This is a genomic window from Streptomyces sp. NPDC003035, assembly GCF_042888285.1.
GTDB lineage: Bacteria > Actinomycetota > Actinomycetes > Streptomycetales > Streptomycetaceae > Streptomyces.
The window spans coordinates 187,213-208,816 of record NZ_JBIAPJ010000012.1 but is presented as its reverse complement, the minus strand read 5'-3'; the positions used below and the strand labels follow the sequence as shown (position 1 = coordinate 208,816).

24 protein-coding genes are annotated in these 21,604 nt (G+C 73.1%); 8 read left to right on the top strand and 16 right to left on the bottom strand.

What is annotated here, in order from left to right:
- Positions 1 to 20 precede the first annotated feature (20 nt).
- The gene (locus tag ACFYV5_RS32415) at positions 21 to 803 is read right to left on the bottom strand and encodes a metallophosphoesterase (protein WP_355114925.1); all 783 of its coding nucleotides are present in this window, start codon (positions 801 to 803) and stop codon (positions 21 to 23) included.
- Positions 800 to 1,066 carry a BON domain-containing protein gene (locus tag ACFYV5_RS32410; RefSeq protein ID WP_355114923.1) on the bottom strand — a complete coding sequence of 89 codons (267 nt, stop codon included), beginning with the start codon at positions 1,064 to 1,066 and terminating at the stop codon, positions 800 to 802. The genes ACFYV5_RS32415 and ACFYV5_RS32410 overlap by 4 nt, the downstream gene beginning before the upstream one ends.
- A gap of 301 nt (positions 1,067 to 1,367) precedes the next feature.
- Between ACFYV5_RS32410 and ACFYV5_RS32405 the strand changes: the two genes are divergently transcribed.
- The 3 genes from ACFYV5_RS32405 to ACFYV5_RS32395 all read left to right on the top strand — a co-directional run bounded on the left by ACFYV5_RS32405 (position 1,368) and on the right by ACFYV5_RS32395 (position 3,208).
- Positions 1,368 to 2,048: a DUF4142 domain-containing protein gene (locus ACFYV5_RS32405; RefSeq protein WP_355114921.1), complete on the top strand. Its 681-nt coding sequence runs from the start codon at positions 1,368 to 1,370 to the stop codon at positions 2,046 to 2,048.
- 5 nt (positions 2,049 to 2,053) lie between these two features.
- The gene (locus tag ACFYV5_RS32400; protein WP_389174487.1) at positions 2,054 to 2,659 is read left to right on the top strand and encodes a class F sortase; all 606 of its coding nucleotides are present in this window, start codon (positions 2,054 to 2,056) and stop codon (positions 2,657 to 2,659) included.
- An 84-nt stretch (positions 2,660 to 2,743) separates the two neighbouring features.
- Complete coding sequence (locus ACFYV5_RS32395; protein ID WP_389174484.1) at positions 2,744 to 3,208, top strand: hypothetical protein; 465 nt, start codon at positions 2,744 to 2,746, stop codon at positions 3,206 to 3,208.
- 30 nt (positions 3,209 to 3,238) lie between these two features.
- On the opposite strand, the gene ACFYV5_RS32390 is transcribed toward ACFYV5_RS32395, so the two are convergent.
- Both ACFYV5_RS32390 and ACFYV5_RS32385 read right to left on the bottom strand, forming a co-directional pair.
- The gene (locus ACFYV5_RS32390; protein ID WP_355114916.1) at positions 3,239 to 3,628 is read right to left on the bottom strand and encodes a DUF2267 domain-containing protein; all 390 of its coding nucleotides are present in this window, start codon (positions 3,626 to 3,628) and stop codon (positions 3,239 to 3,241) included.
- Between the two features lie 115 nt (positions 3,629 to 3,743).
- Positions 3,744 to 4,175: an Hsp20/alpha crystallin family protein gene (locus ACFYV5_RS32385; RefSeq protein WP_355114967.1), complete on the bottom strand. Its 432-nt coding sequence runs from the start codon at positions 4,173 to 4,175 to the stop codon at positions 3,744 to 3,746.
- Between the two features lie 125 nt (positions 4,176 to 4,300).
- Here ACFYV5_RS32385 and ACFYV5_RS32380 point away from each other — a divergent pair, with 125 nt between their 5' ends.
- A complete protein-coding gene (locus ACFYV5_RS32380; protein WP_389174481.1) occupies positions 4,301 to 5,041 on the top strand; it encodes a type III effector protein in 741 nt (246 codons plus the stop codon).
- Between the two features lie 133 nt (positions 5,042 to 5,174).
- Positions 5,175 to 5,981, top strand: a complete 807-nt coding sequence (locus ACFYV5_RS32375; protein WP_355114965.1) for a VOC family protein — start codon at positions 5,175 to 5,177, stop codon at positions 5,979 to 5,981.
- Between the two features lie 30 nt (positions 5,982 to 6,011).
- On the opposite strand, the gene ACFYV5_RS32370 is transcribed toward ACFYV5_RS32375, so the two are convergent.
- The 6 genes from ACFYV5_RS32370 to ACFYV5_RS32345 form a co-directional block, all read right to left on the bottom strand.
- Positions 6,012 to 6,326: a hypothetical protein gene (locus ACFYV5_RS32370; protein WP_355114913.1), complete on the bottom strand. Its 315-nt coding sequence runs from the start codon at positions 6,324 to 6,326 to the stop codon at positions 6,012 to 6,014.
- Positions 6,327 to 6,420: 94 nt separating this feature from the next.
- Positions 6,421 to 6,831, bottom strand: coding sequence for a four-helix bundle copper-binding protein (locus ACFYV5_RS32365; protein WP_355114912.1), 411 nt, complete (start codon positions 6,829 to 6,831; stop codon positions 6,421 to 6,423).
- Positions 6,832 to 6,983: 152 nt separating this feature from the next.
- Positions 6,984 to 7,715 carry a hypothetical protein gene (locus tag ACFYV5_RS32360; protein ID WP_355114910.1) on the bottom strand — a complete coding sequence of 244 codons (732 nt, stop codon included), beginning with the start codon at positions 7,713 to 7,715 and terminating at the stop codon, positions 6,984 to 6,986.
- A gap of 66 nt (positions 7,716 to 7,781) precedes the next feature.
- The gene (locus ACFYV5_RS32355) at positions 7,782 to 8,723 is read right to left on the bottom strand and encodes an NAD-dependent epimerase/dehydratase family protein (RefSeq protein ID WP_389174475.1); all 942 of its coding nucleotides are present in this window, start codon (positions 8,721 to 8,723) and stop codon (positions 7,782 to 7,784) included.
- Positions 8,724 to 8,823: 100 nt separating this feature from the next.
- The gene (locus ACFYV5_RS32350) at positions 8,824 to 9,456 is read right to left on the bottom strand and encodes a histidine phosphatase family protein (protein WP_389174472.1); all 633 of its coding nucleotides are present in this window, start codon (positions 9,454 to 9,456) and stop codon (positions 8,824 to 8,826) included.
- Between the two features lie 115 nt (positions 9,457 to 9,571).
- A complete protein-coding gene (locus ACFYV5_RS32345) occupies positions 9,572 to 10,375 on the bottom strand; it encodes an endonuclease I family protein (protein ID WP_389174469.1) in 804 nt (267 codons plus the stop codon).
- A gap of 690 nt (positions 10,376 to 11,065) precedes the next feature.
- On the opposite strand from ACFYV5_RS32345, the gene ACFYV5_RS32340 reads away from it, so the two are divergent.
- Together ACFYV5_RS32340 and ACFYV5_RS32335 are read left to right on the top strand one after the other, a co-directional pair.
- A complete protein-coding gene (locus tag ACFYV5_RS32340) occupies positions 11,066 to 12,196 on the top strand; it encodes a hypothetical protein (protein WP_389174466.1) in 1,131 nt (376 codons plus the stop codon).
- A gap of 200 nt (positions 12,197 to 12,396) precedes the next feature.
- Positions 12,397 to 13,482 carry a hypothetical protein gene (locus ACFYV5_RS32335; protein ID WP_389174463.1) on the top strand — a complete coding sequence of 362 codons (1,086 nt, stop codon included), beginning with the start codon at positions 12,397 to 12,399 and terminating at the stop codon, positions 13,480 to 13,482.
- 57 nt (positions 13,483 to 13,539) lie between these two features.
- Here ACFYV5_RS32335 and ACFYV5_RS32330 read toward each other — a convergent pair whose 3' ends face one another.
- Positions 13,540 to 13,752 (bottom strand): hypothetical protein, encoded by a 213-nt coding sequence (locus tag ACFYV5_RS32330; protein ID WP_389174460.1) that lies wholly within the window; start codon positions 13,750 to 13,752, stop codon positions 13,540 to 13,542.
- Positions 13,753 to 14,210: 458 nt separating this feature from the next.
- Positions 14,211 to 15,179 (bottom strand): AraC family transcriptional regulator, encoded by a 969-nt coding sequence (locus tag ACFYV5_RS32325; protein ID WP_389174457.1) that lies wholly within the window; start codon positions 15,177 to 15,179, stop codon positions 14,211 to 14,213.
- Between the two features lie 82 nt (positions 15,180 to 15,261).
- Between ACFYV5_RS32325 and ACFYV5_RS32320 the strand changes: the two genes are divergently transcribed.
- Positions 15,262 to 16,116, top strand: a complete 855-nt coding sequence (locus ACFYV5_RS32320) for an NAD(P)H-binding protein (RefSeq protein WP_389174454.1) — start codon at positions 15,262 to 15,264, stop codon at positions 16,114 to 16,116.
- A gap of 50 nt (positions 16,117 to 16,166) precedes the next feature.
- On the opposite strand, the gene ACFYV5_RS32315 is transcribed toward ACFYV5_RS32320, so the two are convergent.
- The 4 genes from ACFYV5_RS32315 to ACFYV5_RS32300 are packed head-to-tail and all read right to left on the bottom strand — an operon-like array spanning position 16,167 to position 21,596.
- Positions 16,167 to 17,378, bottom strand: a complete 1,212-nt coding sequence (locus ACFYV5_RS32315; RefSeq protein ID WP_389174451.1) for a VWA-like domain-containing protein — start codon at positions 17,376 to 17,378, stop codon at positions 16,167 to 16,169.
- A gap of 14 nt (positions 17,379 to 17,392) precedes the next feature.
- A complete protein-coding gene (locus ACFYV5_RS32310; RefSeq protein ID WP_389174448.1) occupies positions 17,393 to 18,589 on the bottom strand; it encodes an AAA family ATPase in 1,197 nt (398 codons plus the stop codon).
- A complete protein-coding gene (locus ACFYV5_RS32305) occupies positions 18,586 to 20,445 on the bottom strand; it encodes an ankyrin repeat domain-containing protein (protein ID WP_389174445.1) in 1,860 nt (619 codons plus the stop codon). Before ACFYV5_RS32305 ends, ACFYV5_RS32310 begins: the two co-directional genes overlap by 4 nt.
- Positions 20,442 to 21,596 carry a gala protein gene (locus tag ACFYV5_RS32300; protein WP_389174442.1) on the bottom strand — a complete coding sequence of 385 codons (1,155 nt, stop codon included), beginning with the start codon at positions 21,594 to 21,596 and terminating at the stop codon, positions 20,442 to 20,444. Before ACFYV5_RS32300 ends, ACFYV5_RS32305 begins: the two co-directional genes overlap by 4 nt.
- Positions 21,597 to 21,604 lie beyond the last annotated feature (8 nt).

Below are 21,604 nucleotides of genomic sequence, written 5' to 3'. Positions count from 1 at the left end.
TCCGTTCCTCGGCCGCCGGTTCAGAAGCCGGTGGCCGGCGGTGCCTGCGGCGCGGGATGCAGGACGTAGAGCGCGAAGGCGCGGCCCAGGACCGGCTGGGCCACGTTACGGACGCGGACACCTCCGCCGGTCATGCCGTGTTCCGTGCCGAGGTGGGCATGGCCGTGGACGGCGAGGTCGGCGCCCTCCTCGTCGATGGCCTCCGCGAGCAGGTAGCTCCCGAGGAAGGGGTAGAGCTCGACCGGCTCGCCCGCCAGCGTGTCCGGTACCGGCGAGAAGTGCGTGAGGGCGATGCGTACCGCACACTCCTCCGCCCTCAGTTCGGCAAGGGCCTTGCGCAGGCGCTGCGCGCTGTGCCGGGCGGTGCGCACGAAGGCCTTCATCTCCGGCTCCCCGAACTCGCCCGCGCTGCGCCCCGCGAACCCGCCGCAGAACCCCTTGGCGCCGGCGATGCCGGTGCTGATCCCCGCCACGTCGAGTCGTACGGCGTCGCCTTCGAGGACCGAGACACCGGCCTCGGCCAGCGTGCGGGTCACCGCGGCCTCCTCACCCGAGTGGTAGTCGTGGTTGCCCAGCACCGCCACGACCGGGATCCCGACGCCCTCCACCTCGCTCGCCACCACCTCCGCCTCGGCCACGGTGCCGTGCCGGGTCAGGTCTCCGGCGAGCAGGAGCACATCGGCGGACTCGTGCAGGGTCGCGAAGGCCGGGCGGAGCGTGCCCCGGGAGTCGGGGCCCAGATGGATGTCACCGACGGCCGCCACCCGGACGCCCGGGTTCGAGGGGTTCGAGGGGATGGTCACGACAGCTCCTCGTACTGATCGGGGGCGTCCGCGCAGGCGACGACCACGTCCTCATGGACGGTCAGGCCGGCGAGCTCGGTTCGCGCGAGCCGAAGGATCTCGTCCCGGCGATCCGCCGTCGTCACCGTGCCGGTCAGGGTCACCGCTCCGCCGTGCAGCTCCACCCGCACGCCCAGCTCCGCGGTTTCACCGCGCGCGAGGTGCTCTCGGAAGTGGGCGATCCGGTACTCCTCCGAACCGGCGCCCGGCACACCGTGGGCCATCGGGAGCTCCTTCCTCGGCCTCTCGCCGCGGTCGTTCCGCCCCCCGGCCGCACGCCGGGGTCGGCGAATCCTGCGACTACCCGCTGCCCCGGGGAGCATGCCCCGCTCACGCGGCGTGAGCGCCCAGCGGGCCGTTACGGGCTTCTGGCCGGGTGTCGCGTCTTTTCGGTCACCCTTTGTAGTGAATCCGGCGTTCCTTCGGCAGCTTCGGCGTGTCGACGCGACAGACATGGCTGTGGGTGCCCATCGGCACCCGTTCACGACGCCGCCGGTCTCAGCCGGGGCGGAAGAAAGGATTCCCATGCGGATCACACTCCTGACGACGACTGCTCTCATAGCCGCCGTGACCGGCCTCGGCGCGTCCCCCGCGTTCGCGGCGGACGTCAGCAGCCAGGACAGCTCGTTCATGAGAGCGGCGCACCAGGGCAACCTCGCCGAGATCGCCGCCGGACAGGACGCGCAGAAGAACGCGACCACCGCCTGTGTGAAGGCCGTCGGCAGCGCGCTGGTCCGTGACCACGGAAAGCTGGACGCCGACGTGAAGGCGCTGGCCCGGAAGCTGGGCGTCTCGCTGCCCGGGGCTCCCGCGCCGGAGGACCGGCAGAAGCTGGCGGCGCTGAAGACGAAGGCCGGAACGCCGGCGTACGACGCCGGCTGGCTCGCCGAACAGGACGCCGCGCACGAGAAGACGCTCGTCCTGATCGACCAGGAGATCGCGGCCGGTGAGAACGCCCAGGTCGTCGCCGCGGCCAAGTCCGCCCGTCCCGTCGTGGCCATGCACCTGGACATGGTCCGCGGAGGCACCTGCCACGCCGCCAAGGCTCCCAAGACGGTGAGCGCCGGTACCGGCGGTCACCTGGCGGCCCTCGCGAACGACCGAGCGGCACTGGGCGCCGCGGCTCTGGCATGCGGCGGACTGCTCGCGGCGGGAGCCGGGTTCCTGATCGCGCGCGGCCACCGTCGCCGCTCCACCGAGAGCTGACCGACGTGCGCAGCCGCCACCGAGCAGGGCCGGTCGCGGCCGTCGCGATGGGTGGCGTGCTGATGGCGGCGGGCTGGACCCTTCTCGACCGCGCGCCCACCCGCGCGGACGAGGGAACCCTGCCCGCCGCCCTCTCCTCGCCCCGGTCGGGGAATCCTTCGGCGGCCCCCGTGTCGGTCACCGTCGGCGGACCACACCGCCTCCACGCGACCGTCAGGCCCGTCACGGCCGCCCCGGGCGGAGACATGTCTCTGCCCCGGGACGGCGACTTCGCCGGCTGGTGGGCCATGGGCGCCCCGCCGGGAGCCTCCCGCGGCACCGTACTGATCGCCGGGCACGTGGACACCGAGGAGGGGCTGGGCGCGTTCGCCGAGCTCCACCGTCTCGACGTCGGGGCGCGGGTGGAGGTACGGGGCGCCGACGGCCGGGTCCACCGGTACCGCGTCACGGCACGCCGTACGTACGACCGCACCGAACTCCCCGGCGATCTCTTCTCCGCTGACGGTCCCCCTCGCCTCGCTCTGCTCACCTGCGCGGGTGACTACGACCGGAGCACCGGTCGCTACGACGACAACCTCGTCCTGTACGCGGCACCGGCGGCCGACGCGTAGTCGGCGGGTTTGGCGGTGCGGCGAGGGGAAACTCGCCGACGGGAGGACGAAGGAGAAGCGGACCGACAGACCAAGGTGGCCGCCATGACCAGGACCAGGACGCACTACTCCGCTCGACGTCCGTGGACGTTCGCCGCACTGCCGGCCGCGGCGGCGATCGCCGCACTGACGGTCGCCGGATGCGCCGACGACGGAGGGTCGGAGGACACGGGCGCCGCGGCGACCCCCACGGTGTGCGAGAGGGTCACCGACCTCAAGGAGCACACGGCGGAGATGTCCGGTCTGACCTCCGCGAGCACCGTCACCGAGATCGAGGACGTGCGCGAGGACATGAAGGACGACCTGCAGAAGGTCCGTGAGGCCGCCGAGGATTCCGGCGACGGCATGGACACCACGCGTCTTCAGCAGGCCTTCGACCGACTCGACACGACCATCACCAACCTCGACGACGACACGATGAAGGGCGAGACGGCGCTCGACCAGGTCCGGCCGCCTCTCGCGACCCTGAACAAGGCGATCGCCGACTTCGAGCGCACGGCCGCCTGCTGACGTCGGGGTGTCACGGCGACCGTCGGGGTGTCACGGCGACGTCGGCCGTCCGAAGAGCACGTCGTATCCGGGGGGAAGCTGCATCAGGATGTGCCGCATGAGCTCCTCGCCGGCGGCGTCCGCCGCCGCGCTGAGCACGGCGCCGACGTCCCATTGAGCGGTCTCCGCCGTGGCTCCCTCGATCCACGCGGCGGTGGCGCGCACGAAACGTTCGGGGGACAGGGGTTCAGCTGCCTGCAGCGGGTTGAGCAGGATCAAGGCGTACGTCTCCGGCAGCCGGGCGGCGAGTTCGGCGCGTTCGCCGCCGACCAGGTGGGCGCCGAGGAGCGCCAGGACCACACGCGCGGCGCGGTCGGCCTCCTGGGCGGTGTCGTACCTCCCGCGTTCCTGCACTTCCTTGAGGAACACGTCTGTGAGCATCGCTGCTGTCCCCTCATGAGAGGTGGAGGGTGGGGGCGCGGAGGACGGGTGCCCGGGAAGGGGAGGAGCCGAGCTCCGTCCTCCGCCGTGGAGCCGAACCGTGACGGCTCTCGTCTCAGCCGCTGATCTCCTTGCGGTCACCGCGGCTCTCGATGGTGATCTTGCGGGGCTTGGCCTGTTCGGCGATCGGGATACGCAGGGTCAGGACGCCCGCCTCGTAAGCCGCGTCGATGTGCGCGGTGTCGAGCGTGTCGGCGAGCATGATCTGCCGGGAGAAGACACCCAGAGGCCGTTCGGAGAGTTCCATCTGGACGTCGTCCGTGTTCGGCGCCGGACGTCGCTCGGCCTTCACGGTCAGCATGTTCCGCTCGACGTCGATGTCGATCGCGTCGGTGGAGACTCCGGGCAGATCGAAGGCGACGACATACTCGTTGCCCCGCCGGTACGCGTCCATCGGCATCGCCGACGGCCGGGACCAGGTGCCCGGTGTGAGGAGCTGCTGGGTGAGCCGGTCGAGCTCGCGGAACGGGTCGGTGCGCATCAGCATCACGAACACCTCCAGTCGGATCGGACGACATGTGCCCATGCGCTTCACCTGGTTCCGTTGTAACATGTCATCCATGTGATGACAAGAAGGGCGTCGTCGAAGGGATGACATCGGGGAGGGTGTCCGTGACCGCGAACGAGCAGAGCCGTGAGAGCCGCCGTCAGAACGTCCCGCACGCGCGGAACACCCCGGGCGAATCGGGCGGCGCGGACGGCGACCCGCGTACGGCCCCGGAATCCCTCCTCGCCGCCACCGAGGCGCTCGATGTCATCAGCGCCGCTCTTCAGACCGCACGCACCGCGGACCCGGAGGGGACGGACGCCCCGACCGCCGCGGAGGGACCGGAGCGGGCCCTGTCCTCGCTGCTTCTGTTGCGGGAGGTGCGCGACGAACTGGGCGCGTGGGAATCCGGGCTCATCGAGGCCGCCCGGCAGGCCGGGGCCAGCTGGGCGGATCTTGCCGAGCCGCTGGGCGTGGCCAGCCGCCAGGCCGCCGAGCGCCGCTATCTCCGGCTCCGCCCGGGTGCCGACGGAAGCACCGCCGAGGAACGCGTCAAGGCCACCCGCGACCGGCGCGCCGCCGACCGGGCGGTCGTGACCTGGGCCCGCGTCCACGCGGCAGACCTGCGCCGGCTCGCGGGGCAGATCACCGCCCTCACGGACCTTCCCGAGGCGGCGGGAACGACCCTGGCCGAGCTGGACCGCGCCCTCGCCGAGAACGACGCCGCCGCGCTCGTCGCCCCCCTCGCCGGAGCCCGTGACCACGTGCGGGCCGCCCGTCCGGACCTCGCCGAGAGCGTCGACCGCCTGGTCGGCCGAGCGGCCCAACTCCGCCGGGACAGCACGGACCGGCGCGGTACGGCCTGACCGGTCCGTGACGGATCCGCGGCCGATCAGCGGCCCGGCCGCGTAGAGCGCCGGGCGAGGGGCATACGCGCGGGCGGGCGCCTCGGTGAGAGGCTGCGAGACCCCGAAGCGCGTACGGAGGGAGAATCCCGTGGTGCTGGTGGCAGCGGAAGTGATCGGAGCTCCCTGTTGGCTGAGCCTGGCGGCGCGCGATCGCCAGGCGGCGGAGCGCTTCTACGGCACGGTGCTGGGATGGACGTTCCGGCAGGGCCGCTTCGGCCGCGTCTTCTCGGTGGCGGAGGTCGACGGGGTGCCCGTCGCCGGCATCGGCGCGATCGCGGGGGAGTTCGCCGTACCGGTGGCATGGACGCCGTACTTCGCCGTCGACGACGCCGACGCGGCGGTCGCGCGGGTGCGCGAACGGGGAGGCACGGTCGGGGTGGGCCCCGTCTCCTACCCGCCCGGTGGCCGGGCGGCGCTGGTGGCCGACCGGGAGGGCGCCGCCTTCGGCGTCTGGGACGGGGGCGTCCTCGTCGAGTGGAGCGTCGGCACGGAAAGGTCCCCGGTCTGGCTGGAACTCCACACGGGCGACGCGTTCGACGCGGCGGTCTTCTACGGCGAGGTGCTGGGCTGGGGTCAGGGCGCCGCCGAGGGCTTCTGCGACATCTCGTACGAGGAGGATCAGGTCGTCCTCCGGCGACGGGGGCAACCCGTCGCCAGGCTCAACAGCGGACCGGTGGAGGAGGCCGCGCCGAAACCCCAGCTGCGCCCCCGCTGGCTGGTCCACTTCAAGGTCCCGGATCTGGACAGGGCGGTCGCGCTCGCGCTGGAGAACGGCGGCAGCACCGTCACCGGCCCGGAAGGGGGCGGCGGCCACCAGGTGACGATCCGGGACCCTGACGGCGGCCTGTTCACCCTCGACCACGCGGACCCGACCGACGCCTCGCCCGCAGGCGCATGATTCCGGGGCCGGCGAGGGAACGCGCGGTGGTCAGTCGGGGTCGCGTGCGATGTCCAGCGCGAGCGCCTGCAGGATCTCGTCGGTGGGCATCTCGGGTTCCGTCCGGTCGTACGCCCCGGCGACCGTCTCGAAGGCCAGCACAAAGCCGTTGATCAGGGCGCTCAGTGGTGCGGAGAGCTGGTTCAGCATGGCCAGACCCACTTCCGCCGGATCCTCGGTGTCGGGGACGAGGAACCGCGTAGGAATGACTTCGCCGAGCAGATCGGAGACGTAATCGGTCCCGACGCCGCCGCGCAGGGCCGTGAGTGCCGCGATGGCCTTGAGCTGGATCTCGTTCTCGGTCATGTGTCGAGCCTAGGGGGTGTCCTGTCGATCAGGCCGGGCTCGCGTGCCGGAGCAGCGACCGGTGTCGCTGCTCCGGCGCGAGCGAGCGTGTGGGTCAGCCGAGGGTGGCCAGCAGCTCGTTGCAGGCCTGCTCGCAGGAGCGGCAGGCTTCGGCGCAGATACGGCAGTGGTCGTGCATGTCCGCGTGGGAGGCGCATTCGTCGGCGCACGCCTTGCAGGCGGTGGCACACGCCTGAAGCATGGCGCGGGTGATGTTGGCGTCGTAGCCGGTGTGCCGGGAGAGGACGGCGGCCGTGGCGGTGCAGATGTCGGCGCAGTCCATGTCCGTGCGAATGCACTTGGTGAGGTCGCCCACCATGCCCTCCGACAGGCAGGCGTCCGCACAGGCGGTACACGCCTGGGCGCACGCGACGCATTCCTCGATGCAGCGCGTGAGCTTGTCACGATCGACACTGCCGAGATCGGCCGGGTAGGTGGCGAGCATGTCCTTGACGGTGCTGGTCATCGCGATGCCTCCTGATGCCGTGGGGACGGTGCACCGGTGGGCGGGTCGTGGCGGGGGACCGAGCCACGAGAGACCCCGGTACCTCTCCAGCTAACCCCTCCCACCGCGAACATGCCTGCGCGGCTCCCGCGCGCCCTCGCCCCCGTGGGCGGTCAGGGCGCTGAGGCCCAGGCCGTCGTCAGCCCGTCCAGCCACGCGGGCGGCAGTTCGGCGGCGTCCCACTCCTGCCGCAGCTCCGACGGCGTCGTGGCGAGTCGTTCCAGTACGGCGACGCTGGTGGGGGAGTGCAGGAGGGAGTAGCGGCCGTGGATCGCGATGGTGCTGCCGGGCCCGTACTCCGCGTACAGCCGTTCCAGGTGTATGCGGTGGGCGGAGGTGAACTCCGTCAGCCGCCCCGCGTACCCGGCCCGCTCCCTGGCGGTCATCGTGCCCAGTACCGCGATGAGCACCTGCTCGGAGACCTCGGGGTCGAGGTCGGAGAGAGCGGTGAACGAGAGGTAGAGAGGCATCACCGCCACCTTCGCCCGCTCGACCTCCATCCTCCCGACAGGGGGGCGGGTGTCCGGGGAGGAGGCCGCAGGGCCGGAGCTGACGGCGTTCCGCAGAGTCCGCTCGGCGATCTCGCCGAGTTCGTCGGTGACGGCGCGGGTTCCGGCGAGCCAGCCCGACTCGTAGAGCGCGCCCTTCTCTCCCGGGGCGCTCCGCGTCATCCCACCGATCTCCCTGAGCGCGACGGCGAGGGCACCGGCCTCGACGAGCCCGATCAGCTCCTCCGCGTCACCGGAGAAGATCCCCGCCCGGCCGAGGAGTTGGACCAGTGTGACCTTCGTGTTGAGGACGCTGACCGTGTCCAGCTGCTGCCGGCCTGTATCGGCGGCGTTCATGGGTCCTCCTTGTCGCTTGGGCGCCGAGGTCAGCCTACGTTCCCCGAGCTCCCGCTCGCGGCTGCGTCATCGCGCGGTGCCCAGCCGCTCACGCCACCAGCTCACCGTCGCCCTGACCTGCTCCTCGACAGGAGTGGCGCGTACCGTGAACGCCGCTTCGTAGGCGCTGGAATCGGCGACGAACGGACGGTCGAACTGATAACGGATCTCCTTCAGTTCGCGGATCAGCGGGGAGAAGACCGACGCGATGCCCAGCACGGCCGGCGAGAGCCTGCGCACCGGGACCGGCCCCGTCCGCGACTGGGCGGCGAGCCGGTCGATCATCTCCCGGGTGGACAGGGCGGGTTCCGTGGGCACGTGCCAGGCCCGTCCCCAGGCCCGCTCCTCGCCCGCGACCTCGACCAGAGCCCTGGCCACATCGGGAACATAGCTCCAGCTGTGCGGGGTGTCCGGATCCCCGAGCGTGGAGACCGGCTTGCCGCGCAGCAGCCGTGGCACGACCCGCGCGGCCAGGTGCCCGCCGTCGGTCACACCGGGCCCGAAGAAGTCCGAGGCCCGTACCTCGACCGCCCTGATGCGACCCTGCTCGTGCAGTGTCCGCGCCTGCTCCCACACAGCGGCGCGAACCCTCCCCTTGGGGCCGGTCGCCGCGGGCGGCAGCTTCTCGGTCATCGGACCGTCCACCGGCCCGTATCCGTAGAGGTTGCCCAGCATGACCAGGACGGCCCCGGTCGCCTCGGCCGTCGCGGTGAGCGACGCGGCCAGGGGCGGCCATCCGCTCGCCCAGCGATGGTAGGGCGGTGAGGCGCAGTTGTAGATCGCGGCCGCGCCTCGCGACGCGTCGATCAGTCGCGCGGTGTCCGTGGCGTCCAACGCGATGTGCTGGATGCCGGGTTCCGGGCTTCGGCCCGACAGGGTGACGACCCGTACGGAATGCCCCCGCTCAGCCAGCAGCCGAGCAGTGGCCGCACCGGCGGGCCCGAATCCCATCACGACAGAGAGGCTCACGTGCGAACACTAGCGCGAGTGTGTGCGACCGGATCAACGACGTCGGTGACCCGGACCGCGGCCGCATCCCTTACACCGTCGTCGGTGGCGGCTCGTGCGCTCAGACGTGGAGGTCCGGCGGGAAGCCGGTCCAGCGAAGGTCGTCGGGAAGGTGTCCCGTGTCGTTGTAGAGGAGGACCGAAGCGGGCCGATCGGGTGCGTACCGGATGACGGTCAGCGCGGCGTTGGCGTGATTGAGGCCCATCCAGCGCCACTTCGGGGCGTCGAGCGCGGCTCTGACGAGCCAGCCGATGAGGAAGTTGTGGGTGACGACGAGTTCGTGGCGAGGCTCGTCGCCCTCCACGGCTCCGGTGAACCGCGCGAGCGCCGCCCGGGCCGACGCCGGTCCGAGTTCGCGTTCCTCGGCGGGGAACCGGGACAGACGACCGATCAGGGTGTCGGCCGATTCGGCCGGCAGCTCGTCTCGCCGGGGCACGTAGGGGATGTAGTCGCCGGCCAGTTCGGAGGGTCGCAGGGGAACACCGCTGAGCTGCTCGCCGATCAGCCGGGCGGTCTCCTCGGCGCGCGGGAGCGGACCGTGGTGGACGGCCGAGAGGGGGGCGTTCCGAAGCCGCTCACCCAGGAGTACGGCCTGGCGGCGGCCGTTGTCCGTCAGCTCGCTCTCGTCCGGGGACGCCTCGCCGTGCCGCGTGAGGTAGAGGTAGCGAGCAGCCGTTCCAGCCGTTCCCGTCATGGGGCGAGTCCTCCGTCGGAGATCATGATCATGCGAACGTCTGGACGGACGCCGGCGTACGCCATGCGGTTCCGCCCCCGCCCATGGCGAGGCGGGGGCGGGGGCCGGAGCAGCTCTACCAGATCGCCTCGACCCACTCCGGGTGGTCGATGAACGGGTTGCGGTTGCCCTGGTAGGTGCTGTGGATGACGTTGTTGCGGCGCTCCTCGAAGGCGCTCGGCGGGTCCAGCTCGTTCCACTGCTTCAGGACCGAGAGACGGCCGTGGTACGGGACGCTCCCGTTCGAGACCGAGTCGTTGGGCTCCAGGTCGGCCCAGGCGTCGTCGCCTTCGTAGCGGACGGCCATGTAGAGGATCATGCGGGCGACGTCACCCTTGTCCGCGTCGCGCGGCTCGAAGGAGTTGGAGTCCGTGTAACTGCCGGGCGCACCACTGACCGTGCTGCCGCCGTTGTCGAAGTCCTTGTTGCCGCGAATGCTGTTCACCCGGACGTCCGCCGGGCGCAGATGGTGCAGGTCGGTGCCGGGGCCGGCCGAGGTGCCGAAGCTGCCGTGCGACTGGGCCCAGACGTGCTCCCGGTTCCAGTCGCCCACGTCGCCGCCGCTGAGGGCCTTGCTTCGCGAAGTGCCGCTGTACAGAAGGATCACGTTGCCGCTGTTGTTCGGGTCCTGGTCGGTGACCTTCAGGGCGTTCCACACCGCGTCGTACGAGATCTTGGTCTGGCTGCCGATGATCGTGTGCAGGGAGGACTTCAGGCTGGGGCCGGTCTTGCCGATCGCGTTCTTGTAGTACGTGGTGTCGTACGCGTTGGTCGTGGCGCTCGCGGGTGTCGCGGCGACCGTCGGAAGGGTGAGGCCGACGAGGAGGGCGGACAGGGCTGTCGCCAGTACCTGCCATCTGCCTATCTGCACAGCGAACATGGGGGTTCCCTTTCCCGGGGGCGGCATGCGTAGAGCGCGGCGCTCTGCTCAACGGCGCGGGGATCTACGCGTGTTGATGTCGTGCAGGCAGGAGAGTGGCATGGGGGAGGGGGTTGCCGTGTAACCGGGAGAAGGCGTTTCCGTGACGTTCTCGCATACGGCGTCACGCCCGCGGGGCTCCGGCTCCGGACGGCCTCGCGCGGCGCTCCGCGGCGGTGCCGGCACGGACGTCTCGCCCGGACCCTTCCGGGCACTCCGGCGTCGCGACGCCACCGTGGCGAGGCGGCGGGAGAGCCGAGACCGTCGCCGGCCTGGTCCCGCACGGGCCGTACGGGCCCGCCCCGGCGGGCGGGGCGGGCCTTTAGCTCCGTCGGCCCAGTGGGGGCGTTCCCGGATGGCGCAGTGTCACGAACCGCGCACTACTTGTACGTGAGTGCGCGTCTTCTGGTGCTCACGAGACAGCCACGGTGGACGCCTACCGGATGTTCCACGAACGGAGCCCGCGACATGACCCCCGACCCCTTCCACATCAATCCGGCCGAAGACGACAGGGAACCGCATGCCGGGTCCGCCCCCGCGTCGTCCCCCCAGTTCGCCGTCCCCCCGCACCCGGCTCCTCGTACGCCTCCCGTCCCCGCTGTACCGCCCATGCCGACCACGGCACCGACGGCACCGACGGCACCGCCTGCTGTGCCGAGCGCCCCAGTGGTGGCGGCGGCCCCGAGCGGCCCGGACCTTGCCGACGAGGCCACATGGTCGAGGCCGCCCGAGCCGGAACCCGAGCCGGCCCCGGCTCCGGCCCCGGCTCCCGCCTCGGAGCCGAAGCAGGAGCTGGCCCCGGCCGCGGCACCGGAGCCGAAGCAGGCGCCGGTGGCGGAGCAGGAGCCAGCGACGGACCCAGCGGCCGCCTCCGAAGCGCAGGACAAGGACGAGACGGGTGACGAGGCCATACACACCCTTCTGCGTACGGCGGCGACCGAGCGTCCGGTGCCGGAGGTCGCTTCGCTGGTCGCCCGCCTCCAGCAGACCGGCGAGCTGTCCAGCCCCGCGGACGTCGCGCTGCGCGCAGCGGCCGTCTCCCGCCCCCTGGACGAGGTGCGGCAGTTGGTCGCGCTCCTCAACGAATCGGGGTACGACCTCCACCAGGCAGAGACCACGCTCCGTGCCGCCGCCGTCGGGCGGCCGATCGAGGACGTGGTGGCGCTCGTCAACATCCTCAACACCGACGGCAGCGACTGGCGCGCCGCCGGCGCGGGTGCCAAGGAGCGGAACGCCGGGTCCGGCCAGGACGACGGCGTGAAGGCCGGTAAGGACGCCGTCCCGGTCGTCGCCGCCGCGCAGAAGCGCTCGCGGGGATCCGCGAAGTGGACGGGGTCCGCTCTGGACGGCGCACTGGCCGAGGGCCCCGGCAGCCACACCGCCTCCTCGGCGCTGAGGTCGGCGCTCCGCTGGCCGGCCGCGGTCGCCATGCTCGCCTGCGGCCTCGTCCATGTGCCCACGGACCTCGCGGACATGCGCGCCGGCAGCAGCGCCGAGATGCTGTCCGTGGTCGTCACCGTGCTGTGCCTGCTGTGCGGCGTATGGCTCGCGGTACGGGACACCGTGATCGTCTGGGCCGCCACTGTGGGGCTCGCGATCGGCGTCATCGTGATCCACGCGCTGGAGAGCGTCGGCACGGTCAGTCTGATCAGCAGCAGCCTCGCCTTCACGTACACGTGGGCGAAGGCCACAGCGCTGATGAGCGCCGTGACCGTGGTCCTGTTGGCCGCATCGAGCGTGGTGCGCTACGCGAGGACGGCCGGCGCGACGGACAGTGCCTGACACGTCGAGAGGAAAGAGCGCGTTGGACGAAGCCCCGTCGCCACACCAGGCGCCGGGGCACGCGCTTGATCGACGCTCGATCGGTGCTCCGTCGGCGCCCGGTCAGCGGTCGGTCGGGCATCCGGTCACCGCTCTGACCTCGCCGGATCGTTGGCCTGGGCTATTGCGGAGAGTCATGGGCTGATGGATGATTCTCGGCCGTGACGATCTTCCTCGCCGTCGTGCTCGGCGCGCTTCTCTCCGTGCTCTACAGACTCTTCATCACTCCCCGGCGTACGGCCCGTTGGGTCGAGGAGAGCTTCGTGGCCGCCGAGTACGGTCTCGTGCCCCGCGAGGAGCTCGACCCGCGACGCTCCGGTCCGCCCCCGGCGCCGTACCGGCTCAAGGAGATGCAGGCCGTGGCGGACGCCGCCTGGGAGGGGCAGTGGGAGGTGGCCGAGGCGTATGTCGAGGCGGCCGGCAAGGACTGGGACGAACGCTGGTCCCGGATCGAGCTCCTGCAGCAGGTGGCCTGCGAGGACGACGCGTGGCTGGACGCATGGCGGGCGGCCAGGCCCGGGAACTGCGATGCGGCGACCCTCCACGCCGGGCTGATGGTGCACCGGGCCTGGGAGATCCGTGGCGCCGAGTACGCCGACAAGGTCCCGCTCGACCGGATGAACCGTTTCCGCGCCATGCTCCCCGCCGCGATCATGGAAGCCCGGCAGGCCGCGCTGCTCGACCCGGAGAACCCGGGCCCCTGGGTCGTCATGGTCACCGCCGCCCGGGGGGCCCAGTACGACCATGACGAGTTCCAGCCGCTCTGGGACGGGTTGGTCGCCCGCGCCCCGTACCACTACGCGGGCCACTGGCAGGGCCTTCAGTACCGGTGCGCCAAGTGGTTCGGCAGCGACACGTTGATGACGCGGTTCGCCGAGCAGGCGGTCCGGAAGGCGCCGCCCGGCAGCCCCCTGGCCGGGATGCACCTGCATGCGCTGGACGAGCTCGTCAAACGCTCCGGCCCTTCGGCGCTGCCCACCGGGCGTGCGGCGAGGAAACTCCTGGAGGAGGTCGCGGCTTCGCTCGCCTGGGTCGCCCCCGACAACGAGCGCCTGCCCGCGCTCCGTCACCTGCTGGCGCATCACATGATGCGGGTGAAGATGTACGCCGCCGCACTGGAGCAGTTCCGCCTGATCGGCCCGTGGTGCGGTGCCGAGCCCTGGCGCGAGGACGGCAATCCGGTGGTGGCCTTCGAGATCGCCCGGGGCACCGCGGCGAAGCTGTCCGGGGCGCCCCTCGCGCCGTAACGCTCCCCCCCGGCCCTGGGCCGCCGAGCGTGTGCCCGCCCCGCGCGGCCCCGCGGATCAGAGCTTTCCCGCGACCGTACGGATCCGGTGGCCGAGGACCCGGCCGACCTCGGCGACGAACTCGGGGCGGAGCCGTGCCGCGTTCCAGACCTCGAAGCCGAGGTGGGCGAGGGCGAAACGGTTGTCCTCCCATGTCCACTCGGGCAGCGCGCCCCATCGGTCGCACGCCGGGCACCGCATCTCGGCGGTGCCGGTCCTCTGCCAGGCCACCAAGGCGTCCGACCAGGGCGCGGTGGCGGCCGGCGCCGCGCAGTGCGGGCAGACGGGGGAGCCGTCGGAACCGAGGCAACCCCAGAAGACGGTACGGCCGGTGATGACCCAGCCCGTCGAAGCCGCCCGGCTGCGGCCACTCCGTCACGTCGTCCCACCACGGCCCCGCCGCATGCACCGGCCTGCCGAGCATCTCGTACGTCCGCTCGGCGCGCACGATCCCCTCGGCGACCAGCCACGCCACGACCCGCGCCCCGAGGGCCTCGGCCTCCTCGGGGGTGGCGTCGATGTCGGCGATCGTCTGGAAGCAGTCGCCCATCAGCCCTCACCCCGGCGGTCGTCGGAGGTACGGACGGACACGGGTGCCCCGAGCGGCAGACCGCAACGGATGATCATTCATGGGGCGAACCCTGTCAGACGGCTCTGACAACGCACCGGTGCGAGGCCCGCGCCCTCGGTCACTCAGCGGCTCGCGCGTCGCCGCGCCGGTAGTCGCTCGGGCTGATGCCGTGCGCCTTCTTGAACGCCGTACTCAGCGCGAAGGCGTGGGAGAAGCCCACCCGCGCCGCCACGGCGCCGAGCGTGACGCCGGGGTCGCGCAGCAGGTCCGCCGCCAAGGCGATCCGCTTCTCACGGAGATAGGTCATCGGAGGCCGACCGACCAGAACGGCGAACCGGCGGGCCAGCGACGCCCGGGAGACACCCGTCCTGGCGGCCAGGCTCTCGACCGTCCAGGGGTGGGCGGGGTCGGCGTCGAGCAGGCGCAAGGCCTGTCCGACCGTCGGGTCAGCGTACGCGCGGTACCAGCCGGGGACCTGGGCGCCGGGGCGGGTGAACCAGGAGCGCAGGGCGGTGATGAGCATCAGGTCCAGCATCCGGTCCAGCAGGGCCTGTTGCCCGGGTGCGGGACGGGCGGCATCCTCCAACGCCGCCGGGCTGATCGGGCAGTGCCCCTGGGCCGCCGGGACGACGGCGAGCGGGGGCAGCGCCGCCGACAGCCGGCCGGGCGTCCCGGCCTCCACGGTGTACAGGCCGTTCACCATCACCGGATCGCCGGGCCCGGACGGCCCCCAGGTGTGCACGCCGCGCGTGGTGCCGGGGGGCTCTCTCCCGTCCAGGGTCGTACAGCGTCCGCCGGGGCCGACGACCACGTCCGGCTCGGTGTCCGGCGCCCCCGCGATCGCATACGGGGCTCCGCCGCTGAACACCGCGACGTCGCCGGCCTCGAGGCGCAGCGGTTCGCCGTCGTGAGGAGTCGCCCAGGCGGGGCCGTGCAGGGGGACGGCCAGCGACAGTGGTGAGCCGTCCTCGAAGCGCACCGCCCAGGAACCGGACATGGACGACCGGTTGAACAGCGCCCCTGTGGTCCGCACGCCGCTCAGCAGGTCCGTCAGTGGGTCGGTTCCGATCGGCGCCTGGGCGTTCATGCCGGTCAGGGTAGACGAACGCGTATGGACGTGAGTGTGCTCGCCATGGCCACCGCCCCCGTCGGAGGGTTCGCTGGAGACCATGAGAAACGAGACGACTCTGGTGACCGGCGCCACGGGGAAGACCGGCCGGCGCGTGCTGCGACAGCTTCGCGAGAAGGGCGTACGGGCGCGGGCCGCCTCCCGCTCCAGCCACACGCGCTTCGACTGGAGCGACCGCACCACATGGGAGCAGGCACTCCACGGCGTGTCCGGCATGTACGTGGTCGCACCGGACCTCGGCGGCGCGCAGGCGTCCGAGGACATCGCCGCCCTCGCCCGCCTGGCCGCGGGGGCCGGGGTGCGGCGCGCTGTGCTGCTCTCCTTCCCGCACACCGACACGCCGGGCCTGGACCTGGGCCATGTGCGGGCGGCCGAGCGGGCGCTGGGTGAAGCGGGTCTGGATGCGACGATCATCAGGCCGCGGTGGTTCTTCCAGAACTTCAGCGAGGACTTCCTGCGCGACGCCGTCCTCTCCGGTGATGTGCGCCTGCCGGCCGGGGACGGTCAGGAGGCGTTCGTCGACGCCGAGGACATCGCCGCCGTCGTCGTCACCGCCCTCACCCAGAACGGGCACGGGGACGGGCACGCCGGGCAGGAGTACGAGGTGAGCGGCCCGAGACCGATGTCGTTCGCCGACGCCGTCGCGGACATCGCCCGGGCCACGGGGCGTGACCTCCGCTACACGCCGCTGACCGCCGACGCGTACGCCGCCGAGCAGCGTGCCCACGGCGTGCCCGAGGCATGGATCCAGCTCACGATCGGCCTGTACGCCGAGATTCGCGCAGGCGCCCCGAGTTCGGTCACGGAGGACGTGGAGAAGGTATTGGGCCGCCCGCCCCGGGACTTCGCCGACCACGCCCGCACCGCCGCCGCGCGGGGCGCCTGGACGAGCTGACGGCGGCGGACCTGCCTGATTCACCACGGCACCACGGCACCACGGCCCCGTCAGCGGTGCGGGGTGATCCGTACGGTCTCGGCCCATGCGGGCGGTTGAGGGGCGTCCTGGCCGATCAGGGCGACGACGAGGCGGCAGGAGACCGGTTCCGGGGGCCAGGGGGTGTGCCCGTCGGTGAGCACGACGACGATGTTCGGCGGTTGCGGGGCGGCGAGCGCCGTACGGATGCCGACGGTCATGTCCGTCCCGCCGCCGCCCGCCAGTTCGACCTGGTCGACGGCGGTCACCCTGGCGACGGCGTGCACGTCGGCGTCGCAGGCCAGGACGGTGACCCGGTTGCCGCCGACCCCCACCTCGCGCAGCACGCCCGACACCTCGGCGAGCGCGGCCGCGAGGTCGTCCTCGCCCATCGACCCGGAGGTGTCGACGACGATCGCCACGCGCGGCAGCGGCCGACGCAGGCTTGGCAGGACCACCCGGCCGCCGAGGGCCGGGGTGCGGCGCGACGGGCGCCGGTACGTGTAGTCGACCGCACCGCCCGCCCACGCGGCGGCCTCGCGGACGGCACCCGTCAGCGCCTTGCGCCAGTCGACGGTCGGCTCCAGGACCTCCTCCGCCCAGCGCCGCCAGCCCGCCGGAAGTGACCCCCGGGACCGCTGGTGGGCGCGCATGGCCTGGGCGGTCTGGCGGCGCAGGGCCTCGGCCTCCACGGGGCCCAGCCGGGCCACGCCCTCGCCGCCGTTCTCCCCCAGGTCCCAGGGTGCCGGAACGCCGTGCGCGCCGGACCCGCAGTCCACCGGGTGGTGGGACGTCGCCGGGACACCGGGCAGGTACTCCTCGAAGAGTCCGCCCACGGGCAGACCGAACAGGCGCGGCTCCATGCGCCCTTCCGGCAGGCGCAGTCCGTCGGAGACGAGGTCGTCGTTGATCTCGCAGTCCTGGGCGATGTTGACCCGCCTGCGGTCGCGCTGGTCGGCCGCGGGCAGCCGGTCGGCCCGCCCGTGGTGGTCGCGCAGCAGGTGCGAGGCCTCGTGGATCCACACCCCGGCCAGCTCCTCGATGTCGGTGGCCTCGACGAAGGCGGGAGCGACGTAGCAGCGCCAGAAGCGGTCGACGGCCATGGTGGGCACGTGTTCCGAGGCGACGACCGTCAGGGCGTACAGGGCGGAGGCGAGGTACGGGCGGGCCTCGGCCGCCTTGTAGCGGGCGGCCAGCAGCTTGGCGCGGTCCAGCCCGTCGGCCGGCCTCCCGGTGGCGGTCACGGGACGGCGGCCGGTCAGCGCGCGCCCGGCAGCGCGCCGGCGAGCTGGAGCAGTTCCAGGAAGGCGTCGATACCGGGCGGGATCGGCCACTCGGGCTCGCGCATCACGGCGAGGTCGCGGGCGGCGCGCGCCGCCACGTCGGGGACCCCGGCGTCCACGGCCTTCGCGAGGACCTCCCAGCCCGCCTCCCAGCGCGGACGGGTCGGCTCGCTCTGCACGGCGGCGACCACGGCGATGAGGAACGCCAGCTGACGGTCGCCGCGTTCGGGCAGCGCGAAGGCGGACGGGTCGGCGAGCACCCGGTCGGGGTCGGGCAGGTCGAGGTTCTCCAGGTACGACAGCAGCTCGATGCCGGCCGCCTCACCGACGGCGCCCATCACGGCGGCGGCCTGCGCCTCCCGTCCGGCGCCCGACGCGTACCCGGCGGCCAGCAGCCGGAGCGCCATCTCCCAGGTGCGCGGGGAGGGCCAGGCGCGGCCACGGCCCTCGGCCTCCTTCGGCATGTGGTGGACCAGGCCGGGGCGGGCGGTCAGGAAGCCGGAGATCACACCACGGGCACGGGCGACCGCGCCGGACGCGCGCCCCGGGTCCACGGCGGGCAGGGCGGTCTCGGGCCAGGTGCCGGCCATGCCGCGGGCCACGGTGCGCGGGTCGTGCGTCCAGTCGAGGTGGACGAAGCGGTTCGCGAGCGGCGGGCTGAGGTGCCAGCCGTCGGCCGCGCTGGAAGGCGGGTTGGCGGCGGCGACGATCCGTACCGACTCCGGCAGGGCCAGGCTGCCGACCCTGCGCTCGAGGACCACCCGCAGCAGGGCGGCCTGTACGGCGGGCGGCGCCGACGACAACTCGTCGAAGAACAGCAGCCCGTGCCCGGTGCGCGCGAGCCGGACGGCCCAGTCCGGCGGGGCCATCGGAACGCCCGAGGCGGCCGGGTCGTCGCCGACGATCGGCAGCCCGGCGAAGTCGGACGGCTCGTGGACGCTGGCGACGACCGTCTCCAGGTGGACGCCGAGGGCGGCGGCGAGCTGTTCCATGCCGGCGGACTTGCCGATGCCGGGCTCGCCCCACAGCAGCACGGGCTGGTTCGCCGTCACGGCCAGGGCGAGGGCCTCCAGCTGGGGGTTGCCGGCGGGTTCGCTCCGGGTGACGCGCAGACGGGCGTTGAGGGCGTCGGCCGCCGCGAGGACCGGGGGAACGGAAGGGGAACCGGTCATGCGGGAATGTCCTCGTCTGCGGGCAGCTCTTCGTCCTCGTCCCGGCCGGGCTCCTCGTCCTCGTCCCAGTCGGGCTCCTCGTCCCGCTCGCTCATGTGGTCGTCGAACCACTCGGAGCCGATGCCGGGGTGCTCCTTCAGCACGCGGCGGCGCAGGAACATCAAATCCGTCCGTTCGTAACGGCGGATCACCTGGGCGAGGGAGAGCTCCATCTCGTCGGTCACGTCGATCCTGGCGCCGGCGTCGAGGAGATCCCTGACCAGGGCGGCGGACCCTCCGCAGTGGACGGCGCTCTGGAGCGGTGTGCGGTCCGTCCTGTCCTTGGCCTCCAGGTCGAGCCCGGCGGCCAGCAGGCGGGGCAGCAACTCCCGGTGGTCGAGCAGGTGGAGGACGTGCAGCAGGCCGCGTCCCATGCGGTCGCGGACGTGTGGGTCCGTCCCCGCGTCGAGCAGCGCCAGCACGCCGGGGGCGTCTCCGTGCTGCACGTGCTGGAACAGCTCCCGCCGCTCCTCCCGCAGGGCGCGCGGCAGCCGTCCCTCGCCGCTGGTCCAGGCGTGCTGGGTGGCGAAGCAGCCGGTGACGGTTCCACCGAAGGCGCGCAGGGCGAGTTCGCGCTGCCGCTCCTGTTCGGTGTGCGGGATGTCGAGCACGCCGTTCCTCGACACGACCTCGTGCCACGCGCCGCCGCAGCGGACGCGGACCGGCGCGGGCGCCTTCGGCCCGGGCGCCTTCGGTCCGGCCGGGCCGGCGACGGATCCGGCGTGCGGGAACAGGGCCGCGGTGACCAGCGGGTGCAGGTCCTCCGGCCGGATCCGGCCCGCACGGAGCAGACCGATGTCGGGCAGTCGCTGCCAGGCGTATGCGGGCAGCAGGGGAGCGTCCTCCTCCTGGTAGCGCTCGCGGCCGGCGACGTGCGCCCGGGTCTCGTCGGCGTCCGCGGGGTCGCGCTCGACCAGCAGGTGGCCGCGCCACTCCACGGGGACGCGGAAACGCGTGCCACGTCCGGCGAGCCCCAGCCGGCGGATCTCGGGGGCCAGACGCGTGAGGTCGGGCGCGATGTACCCGAGGAGTTCGGCGACGTCGAGCGGCCGGTAGGAGCGTCGGCCCTGCGGCGGGGAGGTGAGGTCGAGCTCGAGTCCGGCGGCGGCGTACGCCTCGACATGGGCGCCGCGGGCCTGGAGAACGGCGACCCACTCGGCGAGGGCGGCCGGGTCGGCGGTCCCCGGGTCCTCGGTGGGCAGTTCCTCGGCGGTGAGCGGCGTGCCGTCCGGATGGAGGAACGGCAGCCGGCCGGAGGCGGAGGGCCCCGCGCTGTACCGCAGTTCGCCGGTGCGGCGGGCGTCCCAGAAGCGGCGCGCGGCGGTCCAGTCCTCGGTGGCGTACGTCAGGCCGTGGAGCTTGTCGAGGGCGGGAGCGCGGGCCGGGCCGAAGTGCAGGAGGAGCCGCTGGGGTCCCTCCAGCATCGGGGAGGTGGTGAGCGAGAGCACGGGGCCCGTGCTCCCGTACGAGGCGAGAACGACGCGCCGGCCGGGGGTGATCGTGGTGTGGCCGCCGAGGACGCGCGGCAGGTGCCAGCGCAGCAGGTCCGGGGCCAGGTGACGGAGGTCGTCGGCCACCCGGGCCGCCACGTCGGGGCCGTACCGGTCGGCGATCCGCTCCGGGTCGAGGCCGTCCGGGACGTCCACCGCGGCCGCGGCGCACGCGGCCCGCCAGTCACCGGCCAGGCGGGCTTCCGTGGCGCGTTCGATCATCCAGCGGGGAACGGCGTAGCGGCGGACGCGGGCCCAGACGGCGGCGTCGGCGGGCGGGAGCGCGGCGGGCGGGAGGGGGTGGGGCGGCGCCGGACGCGGGCTCATCGGTACACGCTGCCGATCGCGCGCAGATCGGGGTGGGTCGGCCGGACGGGGCGCAGCCGCTCGGCGAAGGACCGCTTGACGCGGCGGGGCAGGCCGGGGCCGAGACCCACGTACTCGAGGCGGTGCCCCTCGGGCAGCGCGGCGAGCAGACTCTTCGCACCACGGCCGGTGATGCCCGTGTGGCGCAGTTCCAGGCGACGCAGCGGGCTGCCGGGCAGGGCGGCGGCCAGGGCCCCGGCACCGTCGTCTCCGGTGGCGTTGCCGGGGGAGCCGAGGCTGCGCTCGGACATGGCGCGGCCGAGGTCGAGGGTCTCGATGCCGTCGAGGGCGTCGGCGAGGGCACGCGCGCCCGCCGGGCCGATGCCGTTGCCGCCGAGGCCGAGCCGTACGGGCCGCGCGGGGTCGGTCGCGGCGGCCAGGACGGCGGTGCCCTCGTCCCCGAGGTGGTTGGCCGTCAGATAGAGCTCGCGGACGCCCGCGTCGCGGACGAGGGCGGCGAGCAGCGGCGCGTCGGCGGCGGTCAGGCCGTTGCCGCCGAGGAAGAGCCGTTCGAGCGGGGCTCCGCGATCCAGGAGGGCGTCGAGGAGCACCCGTACGCCCGCGGGGCCGATGCCGGAGTTGACGAGGTCGAGGGTGCGCAGGGACGTGTTACGGCGCAGCAGCCCGGCGACGGTGCGGGCACCGGCCTCCCGGACGGGGTTCCGCTTCAGCCACAGGGCGCGGAGCGTTGTGTCGTCGGCGAGGGCCTCGGCGAGGGCGGTCACACCGGCGGGCCCGATGCGGTTGCAGCCGAGGTAGAGGGTGTGGATCCCGTGGGAGGCGCCGGCGTCCCGCGCCGCGGCCAGGGCGTCGGCGACCGACCGGGCACCTTCGTCACCGAGGGAGTTGGTGCCGAGGAGCAGGTGGGCGGCGTGCGGGGACGCGGTGGCGACGGGCAGCAGCCGGGCGGCGCCGTCGGGGCCGAGACCCTGCTTGCACAGGTCCACCCGGCCGTCGGCGCGCAGGGTGCCGAGCGGGAAGGTCTCGTCGTCGCCGACGGGCCGCGCGTCCGTGAGGCGGGCCATCAGCGGACCGAGCTCCGCCGGATCGGCGAGTGGCAGATCCGGGTGCTCGATCGCGGGGCAGCGTACGGGCGTTGTCGGCTGGTCCATCACCACTC